The organism is Streptomyces sp. NPDC087263, from assembly GCF_044744645.1.
Classification (GTDB): domain Bacteria; phylum Actinomycetota; class Actinomycetes; order Streptomycetales; family Streptomycetaceae; genus Streptomyces.
Window position 1 is genome coordinate 345,431 of record NZ_JBIUYT010000006.1, and the last position, 14,617, is coordinate 360,047.

Sequence of the window (14,617 nt, forward strand, 5' to 3'; positions counted from 1 at the left end):
TCATCCCTTCACCGCCCCGATCATTACGCCCTTGTTCATGTGCCGCTGAAGGAAGGGGTAGATGACCACGATGGGCACGATCGACAGAACCAGGATCGCCGCCTGCAGCGACTGGGCCGGCGGCAGCGGCGCCCCGGCCGCGACATCCACCTGACCGCCGCTGAGCGCCGCGTTGTTGACGACGTACGTCCGCAGCACCAGCTGCATGGGCCACTTCGACGCGTCGTTGATGTACAGCAGGGCGTTGAAGAAGGCGTTCCAGTACGTCACCGCGTAGAACAGGCCGATGACGGCGACCGAGGCCTTGGACAGCGGAAGCACGATCCTCGTGAGGATGTTCAGCTCGGACGCGCCGTCGATGCGGGCCGAGTCGATGAGCTCCTTGGGGACGCTCATGAAGAAGGAGCGCAGCACGATCACATTGAACGCGTTGATCATGGTGGGCAGGATCAGCGACCAGTAACTGTTGATCAGACCCAGCTGCTTGACCATCAGATAGCTGGGGATGACACCCGGCACGAACAGCATGGACATCAGCAGCATGAGCAGCACGGGCTTGTGCCCGAAGGAGCCGGGCCTGCTGAGGCCGTAGGCCAGCATGATGGACGAGACCAGGCTGAGGGCGGTGCCGACGACGGTGATCCCGACGCTGACCAGCATGGCCTTGGAGACGATCCCGCCGTTGAGCAGTGCCTGGTAGGCGGTGAGGGTGGGGTGGTCGGGCCACAGGACGTAGCCGCCCGCCTTGGTGACCTCGGCGGAGTCGGCGAGCGAGGTCGAGACGATCGCCACGAACGGCAGCACGACGAGGATCACGCAGAGCAGCAGGATCAGCGACTTGACGGAGCGCCAGGGCAGCGAGCCCGGGGTCTCCCCGGGGACGGCGCTGTAGGCGCGGCGCGGTCCGCGGCGCCCGGGACGGGCCGGCGAGAGCGTTGTCATGACCGGTAGACACCTTCTTCCCCGAAGAGATGGGCGATCTTGTTGGCGCCCAGTACGAGCACCACACCGACCATGCCCTTGACGAGACCGACGGCGGCGCTGACGCCCCAGTCCCCGGCGATCAGGCCGTGGTTGTAGACGTAGGTGTCCAGCACCTCGCTGTTGTCCAGGCCGACGCCGGTCTGCTGGAGCAGGATCTGCTCGAAGCCGACGGACAGCGTGTCGCCGAGCCGGAGGATCAGCAGCAGGATCACCAGGCCGCGCAGCGCCGGCAGGGTCACGTGCCAGGTCTGCCGCAGGCGGCTGGCGCCGTCCATCGCGGCGGCCTCGTAGAGGTTGGTGTCGACGCGGGAGAGGGCGGCCAGGAAGAGGATCGTGCCCCAGCCGGTGTCCTTCCAGATGACCTGCGAGGTCAGCAACGACTTGAACAGCTCGGGATTGCCGATGATGTTCCAGGTGCCCATGTCGTGGGCCTGTAGGAACAGATTGACCATGCCGCTGCCGCCCAGCAGCTGTTGGAAGAGGGAGACGACGACGACCCAGGACAGGAAGTGCGGCAGGTACAGCACGTTCTGCACCCACTTCTTGACGCGTTCGCTGACGAGGCTGTTGAGGGCGAGCGCGAGGAGGATCGGCGCGGGGAAGACGAACACGACCTGGATCAGGGTGAGTTCGAGGGTGTTGACCAGGGCGTGCAGGAACTGCTCGTCGCCGTTGAAGAGGACGTCGAAGTTCTTCAGCCCGCTCCACGGGCTGTGCATGATGCCGATGTAGGGCTGGTAGTCCTGGAACGCGATGACGTTGCCGAGCAGCGGGATGTACTGGAACAGCAGCAGCACCACGATCCCCGGTATCAGGAACCAGAACAGGGCCATGTCGCGGCGGCGGCGAGGGCGCGGTGACCGCGGATGTCCCTTGCCCGGCGGCCCACCTTCCTCGGCCGGACGAGCGGCCGAATGCTGAAGCGTTGTCATGATGGGAAGCCCTTTCGCCGTGAGACGGGCGTTGTCCGGCCATCCCCCGGGAACCGGCAGAAGTATGTAAATCCAATCGATTGGCTAACGTCAATGCTTCCGACAGGTAAATTCTCGCGGCGTCTTTCCTGGGCGGTCGGGATCCGCCGCGGCGGGGAGTAAGCGCTTGCACAAACCGCCTGGTCGTGCCGTACGAGAAGCACGGGTACGGCCGGTGCGGCGCGCTAATCCGCGCTCGACCGGTTGGTTGTGTGCGGCTCGCTCAGGCCAGGTGCGTGAGCGCCTGACGGGTGACCTCGCCGAGCAGCGGCTCACCCGCGGCCCATCGCTCGACCTCCGCGACCGCGTACTGTCCGAGCCTTCGCACCTCACGCCCCTGTGCACCGGCGATGTGCGGCGTGACCAGGACGTTGGGCATGGTGAGGAGTGGGTGGCCAGGCGGCAGGGGCTCGGGATCGGTGACGTCGAGATACGCCTCAAGGCGGCCGGACGCGCATGCGCGGGTCAGGGCCTCCGTGTCGACGATGGCGCCCCGCGCGGTGTTGATGAGCACGCCACCGTCAGGGATGAGCCCCAGCATCCCGGCGTCCAGCAGGCCCGTCGTCTCCGGCAGGAGCGGAGCGTGGACGCTCACCACCGCCGATCGACGGCACAGTTCGGTGAGTTCAACCCGTTCCGCGCCCAGGAGGCGTGCCTCGTCGTCGGTCACGTACGGGTCGCTCAGCAGCAGCCGGTGGCCCGCGTCGGACCGGCGCAGGCCGGCCAGCACCCCGCGGCCGATGCGCGAGGCGCCGACGATGCCCACCGTGCTGCCGTCGGCGCCCGAACGGCTGCCGAACGCCGGCCAGCCCGCTGCGTAGCCGGCCGCCATGGTCAGGGTGCGCCGCGCGGCGAGCGTGATGAGGGCCAGCGTGTAGGAGACGACGGGGCCGGCGTTGGCGTCGGCCGCCGACGACACGACGATGCCCCGTTCCCACACCGCGTCGCTCACCAGCGACTTGACACTGCCCGCAGCATGCATCACGGCGCGCAGGCGGGGTGCGCGGGCCAGGACGTCGGCCGTGAGGCGAGGGCAGCCCCAGCCGCTGATCAGGACCTCCGCCTCGGCGAGCGCGGCGGGGAACGTACCCGGCCGCACCGGAGGCACCGGATCGGGGGCGAGCCGGACACGCGCGGAGAGCCGTCGGCGCAGCTCTGCGGGGAGCACCTGATCGGCAACGGCGGGGTCCATGACGCACACCGCCTTGAGCAGATCCGGGCGGTCGGGGTGGTCGGAGCGGTCAGGGCGGTCAGGGCGGTCAGGACGATCGTGGCGGTCAGGACGGTCGTGGCGATCGAGGCGGTCAGGGCGGTCCGTCATGCGGGGTGGTCCTCTTTCGGTCCGTGCGGGTGGGGACCGGGCCCGGCACCTGCCGGACCCGGGCGGGCCGAGCGCACCGGCACGGGCACGTGGTGACAGGGCGCCGCCCGCGCCCGTACATCGTGTTGCGTCGTCAGACTCGCGGCAGGCGCAGCGTCACCATCTGGAAGGGCCTCAGGGCCAGTACGACTCCACTGTCCACCTCCCTGGGCCGCTCGGCGTCCGTCCGCGGGCGCTCCAGCAGATCCGTCAGGACGGCCCGCCCGGCGGCGAACCCGGCGGCGCGGACCGTGGCGCGGGCGCGTCCGCCATGTGCCTCGTAGACGCGCACCACCAGGTCGCCGCTGCGATCGTCGGCCAGCTTGACCGCGCTCAGCACGACGGCGTCGTTGTCCACGGTCACCAGCGGCGCCACCGCACCGACGGCCCCGTCGACCCGACGCTCGGGCAGGTTCGCCCGGTGCCCCTCGCGGACCGCGTCGCCGATCGTCGCACCCGGCACCAGCGCGTGCCGGAACCGGTGGACGCCCTGGTCGGTCTCCGGATCCGGGTAACGGGGGGCGCGCAGCAACGACGCCCGTACGGTGGTCGTCGTGCCGGCGTCGGGGCCGGTCCGTACGGAGCGGGTCACGTCGTGACCGTAGGTCGCGTCGTTGACGACCGCGACGCCCCAGCCCGGCTCGTCGACGTACAGGAAGCGGTGGTTGCACGCCTCGAACTTGGCCCACTCCCAGCTCGTGTTCTGGTGGGTGGGCCGGTACACATGCCCGAACTGCGTCTCGGCGGCGTACCGGTCGGCCTTCACGTCCAGTGGAAAGGCCAGCTTCAGGAAACGCTCCCTCTCGTGCCAGTCCACCTCGGTGTCGATGTCGAGCCGCTTGGCGTCCGTCGGCACCGACAGGAGCTGGCTGACCCGGGAGCCGCCGAAGCTCCGCTCAACGCGCACCGCGGTGCCGTCGAGGGTCAGTTCGGAGACGTCGGTGAGGTCGGTGCCCACGTTCCGGTAGAAGGCGTCGACGTCCCACGCGTCCCACTGGTTGGGGAAGTCGGGATGAAGCTGGAGGAGGTTGGCCGCCTGACCCGGCGCGATCGCCTCCCGGTCCGCGGCCAGGTCGTACGCGGAGACCACCAGGCCCCGTCCGTCGATCTCGACCCGCAACAGGCCGTTGTCCAGGACGTACCCGCCGCCTTCGCGCGGGACGGGAACCACCCCGCCGCTTTCGCGCGGGACGGGAATCACCCCGCCGCCCGGAGCGGCCCCGGCCGAGGCACCGCCGGCCGGGATGCCACCGCGGGCGTGCGGGGCCGAGTTGAAGACCAGTTCCCGCGTCCCCTCCCCCGCCAGGGCACACTGCGCCCCCGCGATGATGCCCTCCAGCTCTTCGGCCAGCCGTGCGTAGGTCTCACGCGCCTCGCGGTGCACCCAGGCGATGGAGGAGCCGGGCAGGATGTCGTGGAACTGGTGGAGCAGCACCGTCTTCCAGATCCGGTCGAGGTCCTGGTACGGGTAGGGCGTGCCGGTGCGCACCGCCGCCGTGGTGGCCCAGAGCTCGGCCTCCGTCAGCAGGGACTCGCTGCGCCGGTTGCCCCGCTTGGTCCCCGCCTGGCTGGTGAGCGTGGCGCGGTGCAGTTCGAGGTAGAGCTCGCCGACCCACACGGGTGGGTCGGGGTACTCGGCCTCGGCCTTGGCGAAGAAGTCGGCCGGAGCCTCCCATTCGACGGTCGGCGCACCCTCCAGACTGCGCATCCGGGCCGCTTTGGCGACCATCTCGCGCGTGGTGCCGCCCCCTCCGTCGCCGTAACCGGTCGGCGCGAGAGATCGGGTGGCGACGCCCTTCTCCTTGAAGTTCCGTGCCGCGTGCGCGATCTGACGCCCTGTCATCTCACAGTTGTACGAGTCGACGGGCGGGAAGTGGGTGAAGACGCGGCTGCCGTCGATGCCCTCCCACTGGAAGGTGTGGTGCGGGAACCTGTTGGTCCGGCTCCACGAGATCTTCTGGGTGAGCAACCGCTTCGCGCCGGCCGCCCTGATGATCTGCGGCAGGCCCGCGGCGAAGCCGAAGGTGTCGGGCAGCCATGCCTCGTCGTTCTCGATGCCGAACTCCTCCAGGAAGAAGCGCTTGCCGTGGACGAACTGACGGGCCATCGCCTCCGACCCCGGCATGTTGGTGTCGGACTCCACCCACATCCCGCCCACGGGTACGAACCTGCCGTCCGCGACGGCCTTCTTGACCCGGGCGTACACCTCGGGCCGGTGCTCCTTGAGCCACGCGTACTGCTGGGCCTGCGACATGGCGAAGACGAAGTCGGGCTCGTCCTCCAGCAGGGCCGTCATGTTCGACGCGGTCCGGGCGACCTTGCGTACCGTCTCGCGCAACGGCCACAGCCACGCCGAGTCGATGTGTGCGTGGCCGACGGCGCTGATGCGGTGGGCCGTGGAGGCGGCGGGCGTGGCGAGCACGGCGGCCAGTTCGTCCCGGGCGGCCTGTGCCGTGCCGTTCACGTCCTGGAGGTCCACGGCGTCCAGCGCCCGGCCGACCGCGCGCAGGATCTCCCAGCGGCGCCCGCCGTCGAGGGGCAGTTCAGGCATCAGTTCGCCGAGGACTTCCAGGTCCATGACCAGGTTCCACACCGTCTCGTCGAAAACGGCCAACCGCAGCTGTCCCAGCACGTATTGGGGCACGTCGCCCGCGGTCGCCCTGTCGCCCATCGGGGTCGGCCGGAACGGCACCCCGCTCGCGTCGAGGTCCGGGTTGGAGGCGGCCTCGATGCGCCAGTGGACCTGCTCCTCGCCGGTCACCGGCGACCCGACACGGACGTACGTGTTGCGCGGGTGGAGTCCTTTGACCGGGGTGCCGTCGGGTAGGTGGACGAGGCCCTCGCACTGGAAGCCCGGGGTGCGGGGGGTGAAACCGAGGTCGAGTACGGCCTCGACGGTACGGCCCGACCACTCGGCGGGAACCGTGCCCGTGACCTTGAACCAGCTGGTCCCCCACGGCGTGCCCCAGGGAGTACCCGGGGCGATGGGGCGGGTGGGCGCTGCCAACCCCTCGGCCACGGGCACGGGTTCGCCCGGGGTGGACCAGATCTCCACCGCAAGTGGCGTCGACTCGGGGTGGACGGCAGGGCGGATGCGTTCCCTGAGGACGCGCTCCAGGCGTGCTTCGACCAGGTTCCGGTCGTCGTGCATGAGGCACTTCTCCTGTCGCTGTGAGCGTGCGCGGGTGGGGGCGGCGGAGGTCTCGAACGGTGTCGGTCAGCGGTCGGCACCGGCCATCGGTGCGGGGCGCTCGCAGGTGGTGGTCACCGGGAGAGCGCGACCCTGGTCCGCGGCGTCCATGAGGGTGAGCATGATGTCCAGGACGTGCGCGGCGAGTTCGGCCGATGCACGGTGCGGACGCCTGGCGGACAGGGCCTCGGCCAGATCGGCGAGGCCGATGCCTCGCCCCGCGTCCGGATGGCCTGCCGACACCGGCAGGGTTTCCCAGCCCTCGCCGCGGTGGATCTCGACAGGACCGTCGAATCCGTTCGGGTCGGGCACGGACAGCGAGGCGGAGGTGCCGTGCACCTCGATGCGCGGCAGCCGCGCGGCGCGGATGTCGAAGCTCATGACCAGGGTGGACAGGGCTCCGCCCGCGTGCTCCAGAACGCCGGTGATGTGGGTGTCCACCTCCACCGGGAAGCTGTGCCCCGCCCGGGGACCACTGCCGATCGTCCGCTCCGCTCGCGGCCGGGAGGACGCTCCGGTCACCCGGACGACCGGGCCCAGCAGATGGACGAGGGCAGAGAGGTAGTAGGGCCCCATGTCGAGCAACGGGCCGCCGCCTGGCCGGTAGTAGAACTCCGGGTCCGGGTGCCACTTCTCGTGGCCCGCGCTGGTCATGAAGGCGGTGGCCGCGACGGGCCTGCCGATCAGGCCGTCGTCGACCGCCTTACGTGCGGTCTGCGTGCCGGTGCCGAGCACGGTGTCCGGTGCGCAGCCGACCCGCAGTCCTGCCGCACGCGCCGCCGCCAGCACGGACTCGGCTTCCTTGCGGTTGGTCGCGAGGGGCTTCTCGCCGTACACGTGCTTGCCGGCGCCGAGCGCCGCCAGGGCGACGTCCGCGTGCGCGGCCGGAATCGTGAGGTTGAGGACGGTGTCCACATCGTCCCTGGCCACCAGGGCGGCCACGGACGGAGCCACGGCCACCTCGCCACCGGCCTTCGCCTGCTCCGCGACGGACCGCGCGCGGCTCAGGTCGAGGTCGGTGACGGCGGTCAGCCGCAGGGACGTCAGTCGCGCCAGCGTCGAGAGGTAGGCGCCGCTGATCTTCCCCGCGCCCACGATGCCGATGTTCAAAGGCTTCAGCGGCTCGCCCACAGCAGTCCCCTTTCGGTCAACGTGCGGACCTCCGGCACGTCGAAGTCGTCGGGCTTGTGCCCGATGGTCGAGACGAAGACCCGTCCGGCACCCCAGGTCCTGGTCCACACGGCGGGCATCACCGCGGGCAGGTCGCGCAGCTCGTCGGGCGGGAAGGTGGTGGTGGCCAGTACCTCGATGTGCGGGTCGGTGAGCACCCAGTACTGCTCGGTGTGAACGGCGAAGTCGTCGAGGCCCGCGACGACGGGATGGTCGGCGCGCTCGGGCAGCACATGCACGGTGTGATCGTGGAAACCCGGCGGGTGCATCACGAACTTGCCGCCGGTCAGCAGGTGGTAGCCGTGATCGTGGAAACAGTCGACGATGCCGCCGTGCCAGCCGGCCAGCCCGGTACCCGCGCGCACCGCGGCGGCGAGATTGGTGCTCTGCTCCCGGGTGACGGTCCCCATCGTCCAACACTGCACGATCAGGTCGGTGGCGGCCAGGCGCTCGGTGTCCTCGTACACCGCGAGGTCCTCCGAGGTCTCGACGGTGAATCCCTGCTCCTTGAGGAACGGGACGAATCCGTCGCTGATCGCCACGGGCTGATGCCCGTCCCAGCCACCGCGGACGACGAGCGCCCGCCGGATATCAGTGGTCAAGGTGATTGCACGCTCCCATCGGCGCCGCGTGGCAGTGCGCGGCGGTCGGGGTGGAGTGGTGACCGGCCAAGGGTCAAGCCGATTCTGGAATTACGGCGGCTCGGGCGCTGTCGCACATGTGCCCAAACGAACTTATGAACCGGTGTCGGAGTTTGTCAATATGCTGGATGAACTCTGGGACGAGACGGCCCGAGCCTCGCTTCAGAGGAACTCCGGAACGGACATCTGTCGGTGAACCGCCCCGTTCGTCGCGAATCCCAGGACCCCGTTCGCTGCACCCTGCATTCGCACCATCAGGGCGGTTGACTAAAGCAACTTGATGGACTTATATGACGGCGCGGCCGCGCCGTCAGCCGCCCGTGCACTTCCCCCCACCCCCCGAACCACATGCCTGGCATACCCCAACATGCCCGCACATTGCAGGATTTGGCGCGCCCTGGCGACTTCGACATCTTCATCAACAACGTGTCAGACCTCCGACAGATGAGCTGCTCCTGCTCGCGGCGCGTTGATCCCGCCCTGTCGCCAACCCCACAAAGAGGTGAAATATGCACAGAAAAGTCCGACGAATCTCCATGTGGCTTTCTGGCATCGCCATGCTTGTCGCCGGCACTCTGTTCGTTTTTCCAGGCACCAAAGGTCACGCGGAGACGACTTCCGGCGCTGACGCCGAGGCGGTTGCCGCGGCTGGTGCCACGACACCCTTCGCCACGGTCGAAGCCGAAACCGGGACGCGTGGCGGCGGCGCCGCCCTCCGCTCCCTCACCCCGGGAGCGGCGGCACCGACCGCGGCCTCCCTGGAGACCGAAGCCTCGGGCTACTCGCTGGTCGAACTGAAGGCCACCGGCGCTTCGGTGACGATATCGAACAACACGGGCAAGGCCGCCAACACCCTCGTGGTCCGCGCCTCGATTCCGGACGCGGCGGCGGGCGGCGGCATCACCGCGTCACTGAACCTGTACGTGAACGGCGTGTACCGCCAGGCGATCTCGCTGAGCTCCAAGCAGGCGTGGAACTACCGCGACGCGACCACCAATCCGGACGACCCCAACGCCGGCGGGTCGCCCTACCGCTTCTACAACGAATTCCCCGTCTGGGTCACGGGCGCTCCCATCGCGGCGGGCAGCACGATCAAACTCCAGAAGGACGCCGCCAACACGGCGGCCGTCTACGACATCGATTCCGTCGATCTGGAGAACGTCGGGGCCGCACTGGCCCAGCCGGCCAACTCGCTCTCCGTCGTCACCTACGGAGCGGATCCCACCTTCGCGAAGGATTCGACGGTCGCGATCCAGAACACGGTGAATGCCGCCAAAACGCAGGGCAAGTCCGTGTGGATCCCGTCGGGTAAATACCTGACGAACAGCCTGACGACCACGACGCTGAACTTCACCGGCGTGAAGGTGCAGGGCGCCGGCATGTGGTACACGACCATCTACCGGAAGGTCCCTCTTCCGACCCCCGCCGGTTGGCGTTCGCAGATCCTGGTGGGCTCGGGCACCACACTGACGGACCTTCAGATCGATGCCAACGCCACCTGGCGCGGTGTCGGCGGCAACGGCGGCTCGGACTACGGAATCAACGCCAGCGGTGCCGGCGGCTGGCTGGTCGACCGGATCTGGACGCGCCACATCGACGCCAACTGGCTGTCGGGCACCAACGGCATCATCCAGAACAGCCGGACAGCGGACACCTACGGTGACGGTTTCAACGTCAACAACGGCAACACGCCGAATCCGGACAAGCTCGGCAAGAACATCACGGTCCAGAACAACTTCGCCCGCAACACCGGTGACGACTCCTTCGCGACGTACTCCGACGCCGGCGCCAGCGGTACGAACCCCCAGGTCGACGGCACGAAGATCCTCAACAACACCGCGATCGCACCCTGGTGGGCCAACGGCCTCCGGGTCGCCGGCGGCCAGAACATCCAGGTGAAGAACAACCTGGTGAACAGCGTGTCATCGAACAGCGCCCTGGACCTCGGCGTGTTCGGCGACACGGGGAACCCCCTGACCTCCGTCACGGTCAGCGGAAACGTCCTGAACGGCGGCGGCGGCTGGAACGGCACCCGGCACGGAGTGCGGATCAGTTCTCCCTCCAGCACCTCGCTCTTTCCGACCGCCTACTCGACCGTCACGATGACCGACAACACCCTGAACGGAGCCCTCCGTTCAGGCCTCTACATCGACAAGACACGCGTCAACCTGACGCTGACCAACAACACGATCAACCGTCCGGCGAAGCAGGGCATCTGGATCCCCGCCGGAGTCACCGGCACCGGGACCTTCACGGGTAACACGGTGACGAATCTGTTCTCGGGTCAGGTCGCGACCCAGAACGACTCGGCGGCCACCTTCAAGGTCACCGGCTGAAAGTCCCCGGCCTGACGCCCGGTTCGGCCCGCGGTCGAGTCTGCGCTCCCTTTCGTCGGGGCGCGGACTCGACCGCGGGCTTTGTGCGAGGGAAGAGCGGCGCGGGCGCCTGACGGGACCAGGCCGGAAGTGTCAGTCCGCGGACGTCGCGCGGATCTGGGTGCGCGGCGAATTCCCGGTCTGCCCTGGTGACTTGGCGGCCGGATCCCCCTGGACGAACCAGGCGACGGCGAAGGCGACGGCGGAGAGCAGGGCGGTGCCGAGGAGGACGCCGTGCAGTCCGCTGGTGAACGCTTCCTGGACGACACCGCGCAGCTGCGCGGACATCCCGTCGACCGATGACGGGGTCAACTCGGCGCCGGAGGCGAACTGTTCGGCGGTTCGCTCGCCGAGCCGGTCGGTGAGTTCGCCCGTCATCCGCCCGAGGTGTACGGCGCCCAGCGCGGCGACGCCGAGTGAGCCGCCGATGGTGCGCACCAGGGTGACCGTTCCGGTGGCGGCGCCCATGTCGCGCGGGGGTGCCGTGTTCATCGTGGTCAGCAGTGTGCTCTGCATCAGGATGCCGACGCCGATACCGAGCACCAGGGTGAGCGCCGAGGCGGCGAACGCCGGGGTGTCGGTGTCGAGCAGGAGCAGCAGCAGCGCGCCGGTGACCGTGACGGCACCGCCGGTGATCGCAATCACCCGCTCCAGGCCGCCCCGGTCCGCCAGCCGTCCGGTGGTCAACTGCGCCGCCAGCATGCCCAGCATCAGGGGCAGGATCTGCAGGCCACTGACGGTGGAGGTGGAACCCTGTACGAACTGGGAGTACTGGGGAAGGTAGTTGACCACCGATACCAGCACGGCGCCGGCAAGGAAGCTGAGCAGCTGGGCCAGGGCGAAGTCGCGGTTGCGGAACAGCCGCGGCGGGATGACAGGTTCCGCCGCCCGCTGTTCCACCCGGACGAATCCGGCAAGGGCCACGGCCGCGACCACGGCGAGCAGCGCGATCGGCGCCGATCCCCAGGCGTAACGGGTGCCGGCCCAGCCGGCCAGCAGGGTGAGCGCCAGGATGGCGGTGGTCAGCAGCGCCGTACCGGGATAGTCGATCCGTCCCCCGGAGCGCTCCTTCGGCAGCCGTACCCCCTTGGCGACCGCGAGCAGCGCGACGATACCGAAGGGCACGTTGACGTAGAACACCCAGCGCCAGTCGAGGGCGTCGGTGATGAAGCCGCCGAGCAGCGGTCCGCCGACGAAGGCGACCGGCAGCATCACACCGACCATCGACTGGACGCGACCGCGCTCGTGCGCGGGGACCAGCACGCCGATGACCGACAGCGCGCCGACCATGAGCCCACCGGCGCCGAGGCCCTGGACGGCGCGGAAGGTGATGAGCTGTGCCATGTCCTGGGCGAGTCCGCACAGCACGGTGCCGACCAGGAAGAGCAGCACGGACCACATGTAGGCGCCCTTGCGACCCTTGAGGTCACCGAGTTTGCCCCAGATCGGGGTGGTGGCGGCCATGGTGAGCATGTACGACGTGACGGACCACGAGAAGTGGTCGAGTCCGCCGAGCTCGCCGACGATGGTCGGCAGCGCGATGCTGACGATCTGTCCGTCGAGGGTGGCCAGGAAGATGCCGAGCATGAGTCCGAAGACGCCCAGGTAGGGCAGGGTCGAGGGGGCCCGCGCGGGCGCGGCCGACGTATCACTGGTCATCGCCGTGTCTCACTTCAGCCGGTGTACGGGCGGGCGGCCCGGGCGGCCCGAAGTGCCTGTCCCCACCAGGCCAGTTGGTCGAGCAGCGCCTTGACCGCGACCTCGCACTCCGGGTCGAGGGGCACGCCGTTCGGGTCGAACTTGTCACCGTAGTTGTGAAAACTGACCGTGTTGCGGATCGTCGTGGCGTGCACTTCGGCCAGCACGGGCCGCAGGTGCTCGACCGCGCGCAGGCCGCCGGAAATGCCGCCGTACGAGACGAAGGCGACGGGCTTGGCATGCCACTGCGGGTTGTGCCAGTCGATCGCGTTCTTCAGCGCCGCCGGATAACTGTGGTTGTACTCCGGCGTGATGATGACGAAGGCATCGGCGTCCGCCAGGCGCGGGGTGACCGCGCCGAGCAACGCCCTTTGCTCGTCGGGGAGTTGCTGCCCAAAGGCCGGCATGACGGTCGGCAGCGGCGTCTCGACCAGGTCGACGATGTCGACCTCCATGTCGTCGCGCTGGGCAATCCGGTCCTTCAGCCAGTCGGCCACGACCGGCCCGAAGCGTCCGTCCCTGGTGCTGCCGACGAGGGCTGCCACCCGCAGAGGGCTGTCGTTCACGTCACTCATGTGGAACTCCTGGATGTGTACGTCGTATCGCTGTAGATACAACGTACACAGACGCGTGTACGTTGTCTACTGCTGTTACGTTGTACACAAACCCGGCACCGGAAGGAGTCCTCACCCATGGCCGCTCGGAGGAAAGAGGAGAGTCAGGTGACGCCGGAGCCGTCCGAGCCCAAGGAGAGCGCCTTCCTGTGGGAACGCCTCAACCGGCCCGCACCCGCCCCCCGCTCCACGCTCACCCCGCAGCGCATCGCCGCGGCCGCCGTGGCGATCGCCGACACGGAAGGCCTCGACGCCGTCACCATGCGGCGCCTCGCGACCGATCTGGGCGTCGCACCGATGGCGGCGTACCGCTATGTGTCCGGCAAGGACGAGCTGCTCGAGCTGATGGTCGACCACGTCTACGGCGAGCTGACGCTGCCCTCGGAAACCAAGTGCTGGCGGGAAGTCATGCGGGAGCTCGCCCTGCGCACCCGGACCGTGCTCCTCGGGCATCCCTGGGTGACCCGCACGGCGGTGTTCACGCTGACCCCGAACCAACTGGCCGTTCCCGAGCGGGCCCTGGCCGCACTCGACGGGCTCGACCTGGACGCCGACACCATGATGGCGGTCGTACGCACCGTCGATTCCTATGTGCAGGGCGCCGTCGGTTTCGAGATCGGCCGCACCGAGCTGCTGCGGGAGCAGGGCTGGTCCAGCGGGAACGAGGCGCGCACCGGTCTGGCACCTCGCATGACGTGGCTGATGGGCACCGGCCGCTACCCGACGTTCGCGCGCTATCTGGGTGAGGCGAGCCGCAAGGACGACCTGGAGTGGCAGTTCGAGACGGGCCTCGATTCGGTGCTCGACGGGATCGCCGCGCGGCTGGGCGACTGAGCGCCCCTCACTTCGGCCCTGCCGACGGCATCGAGCGGTGCGGCAGGGCTGACCCCCGCCGCACCGCTCGACGGCCGCGGCACCCGGACCGCGCTCAGCTCTCCGCGAGGGTGATGTCCGCCTGCTGCCTCGCGTGGAAGCTCGGCAGCGGCAGCCCGCCCGCGCCGGGGCGCAGTTCCATGAGGGTGGCCTCGACATACGCGTCGCCCGGGGTGAGGGTGCCCGGCGTGCGCTTCTCCGAGTTGGTCCAGGAGTGCACCGCACCGTCGCAGACCGCCGAGGTGCCGCCGATGCCGTGGCGTACCCGGGGGTCACCCTGCGAGACCGACGAGGACACGAACACGGGGCCGGTACTGCCCAGACAGCGGTAGGTGCCCGAGAGGCTGACGGTTCCGTCGGCCGCGACGTGACCGGTCGGGTCGACGGTCACCTGGTCGTACGGTCCCGACAGGGCGACGGCGGACGGGGCGACGGACAGGAGCAGCGCGGCGGCGGCAGCCGCGCCGAGGGCCTGGCGCACGGACATGGGAGTACCTCCTGGAACGGGGCCGGAAAGAGCGCTCCACAGGTACCGGTCCTGGGCCCCGAGGTCAGTGTCCGGCACCCGGAGGCCGGTGATCATCACCCCTTTGGTGGCGACTTGGCACCGTCCGTCATGGGGACGTCCAAGTGTTGTCCGCGTGTTGTCACGCTTCACGCCAGGCTGTTCCGATGAGTCCGCCGCGCGAGCATGGTCTGTGTATGCGAGGACGGCGGACGACGCCGTCGGCACTCATCGCA

The 14,617-nt window shown here is 69.2% G+C and carries 11 protein-coding genes; 2 read left to right on the forward strand and 9 right to left on the reverse strand.

Annotation, left to right across the window (positions count from 1 at the left end; genetic code table 11):
- From ACIPC1_RS21770 to ACIPC1_RS21795, 6 genes are all read right to left on the reverse strand, one after another.
- Positions 1-942 carry a carbohydrate ABC transporter permease gene (locus tag ACIPC1_RS21770; RefSeq protein WP_402519212.1) on the reverse strand — a complete coding sequence of 314 codons (942 nt, stop codon included), beginning with the start codon at positions 940-942 and terminating at the stop codon, positions 1-3.
- The gene (locus ACIPC1_RS21775; protein WP_402519214.1) at positions 939-1,916 is read right to left on the reverse strand and encodes an ABC transporter permease; all 978 of its coding nucleotides are present in this window, start codon (positions 1,914-1,916) and stop codon (positions 939-941) included. Before ACIPC1_RS21775 ends, ACIPC1_RS21770 begins: the two co-directional genes overlap by 4 nt.
- Positions 1,917-2,178: 262 nt before the next feature.
- On the reverse strand, positions 2,179-3,147 hold the full coding sequence (locus ACIPC1_RS21780) for a hydroxyacid dehydrogenase (RefSeq protein WP_402519554.1): 969 nt from the start codon (positions 3,145-3,147) through the stop codon (positions 2,179-2,181).
- Between the two features lie 262 nt (positions 3,148-3,409).
- A complete protein-coding gene (locus ACIPC1_RS21785) occupies positions 3,410-6,466 on the reverse strand; it encodes an alpha-mannosidase (protein WP_402519216.1) in 3,057 nt (1,018 codons plus the stop codon).
- Positions 6,467-6,532: 66 nt separating this feature from the next.
- Entirely contained in the window at positions 6,533-7,636 is a 1,104-nt protein-coding gene (locus tag ACIPC1_RS21790; RefSeq protein ID WP_402519218.1) for a Gfo/Idh/MocA family protein, read from the reverse strand.
- Positions 7,621-8,277, reverse strand: coding sequence for a ThuA domain-containing protein (locus tag ACIPC1_RS21795; protein WP_402519220.1), 657 nt, complete (start codon positions 8,275-8,277; stop codon positions 7,621-7,623). Before ACIPC1_RS21795 ends, ACIPC1_RS21790 begins: the two co-directional genes overlap by 16 nt.
- 548 nt (positions 8,278-8,825) lie before the next feature.
- Between ACIPC1_RS21795 and ACIPC1_RS21800 the strand changes: the two genes are divergently transcribed.
- Positions 8,826-10,652: a glycosyl hydrolase family 28-related protein gene (locus ACIPC1_RS21800; protein ID WP_402519221.1), complete on the forward strand. Its 1,827-nt coding sequence runs from the start codon at positions 8,826-8,828 to the stop codon at positions 10,650-10,652.
- A gap of 132 nt (positions 10,653-10,784) precedes the next feature.
- On the opposite strand, the gene ACIPC1_RS21805 is transcribed toward ACIPC1_RS21800, so the two are convergent.
- Together ACIPC1_RS21805 and ACIPC1_RS21810 are read right to left on the reverse strand one after the other, a co-directional pair.
- Positions 10,785-12,350: an MDR family MFS transporter gene (locus ACIPC1_RS21805; protein ID WP_402519223.1), complete on the reverse strand. Its 1,566-nt coding sequence runs from the start codon at positions 12,348-12,350 to the stop codon at positions 10,785-10,787.
- A 14-nt stretch (positions 12,351-12,364) separates the two neighbouring features.
- On the reverse strand, positions 12,365-12,964 hold the full coding sequence (locus ACIPC1_RS21810; protein WP_402519225.1) for an NADPH-dependent FMN reductase: 600 nt from the start codon (positions 12,962-12,964) through the stop codon (positions 12,365-12,367).
- A 117-nt stretch (positions 12,965-13,081) separates the two neighbouring features.
- Here ACIPC1_RS21810 and ACIPC1_RS21815 point away from each other — a divergent pair, with 117 nt between their 5' ends.
- The gene (locus ACIPC1_RS21815) at positions 13,082-13,837 is read left to right on the forward strand and encodes a TetR/AcrR family transcriptional regulator (RefSeq protein WP_402519227.1); all 756 of its coding nucleotides are present in this window, start codon (positions 13,082-13,084) and stop codon (positions 13,835-13,837) included.
- 94 nt (positions 13,838-13,931) lie between these two features.
- Here the strand turns inward: ACIPC1_RS21815 and ACIPC1_RS21820 are convergent, their stop codons facing one another.
- Positions 13,932-14,363: a DUF6299 family protein gene (locus ACIPC1_RS21820; protein WP_402519229.1), complete on the reverse strand. Its 432-nt coding sequence runs from the start codon at positions 14,361-14,363 to the stop codon at positions 13,932-13,934.
- Positions 14,364-14,617: the final 254 nt, after the last annotated feature.

Excerpts from the sequence above, each read along its gene's own strand:
- ACIPC1_RS21820 (WP_402519229.1), bottom strand. The coding sequence starts at position 14,363 with ATGTCCGTGCGCCAGGCCCTCGGCGCGGCTGCCGCCGCCGCGCTGCTC.
- ACIPC1_RS21770 (WP_402519212.1), bottom strand. The coding sequence starts at position 942 with ATGACAACGCTCTCGCCGGCCCGTCCCGGGCGCCGCGGACCGCGCCGC.
- ACIPC1_RS21780 (WP_402519554.1), bottom strand. The coding sequence starts at position 3,147 with ATGGACCCCGCCGTTGCCGATCAGGTGCTCCCCGCAGAGCTGCGCCGA.
- ACIPC1_RS21785 (WP_402519216.1), bottom strand. The coding sequence starts at position 6,466 with ATGCACGACGACCGGAACCTGGTCGAAGCACGCCTGGAGCGCGTCCTC.
- ACIPC1_RS21805 (WP_402519223.1), bottom strand. The coding sequence starts at position 12,350 with ATGACCAGTGATACGTCGGCCGCGCCCGCGCGGGCCCCCTCGACCCTG.
- ACIPC1_RS21800 (WP_402519221.1), top strand. The coding sequence starts at position 8,826 with ATGCACAGAAAAGTCCGACGAATCTCCATGTGGCTTTCTGGCATCGCC.
- ACIPC1_RS21775 (WP_402519214.1), bottom strand. The coding sequence starts at position 1,916 with ATGACAACGCTTCAGCATTCGGCCGCTCGTCCGGCCGAGGAAGGTGGG.
- ACIPC1_RS21815 (WP_402519227.1), top strand. The coding sequence starts at position 13,082 with ATGGCCGCTCGGAGGAAAGAGGAGAGTCAGGTGACGCCGGAGCCGTCC.
- ACIPC1_RS21810 (WP_402519225.1), bottom strand. The coding sequence starts at position 12,964 with ATGAGTGACGTGAACGACAGCCCTCTGCGGGTGGCAGCCCTCGTCGGC.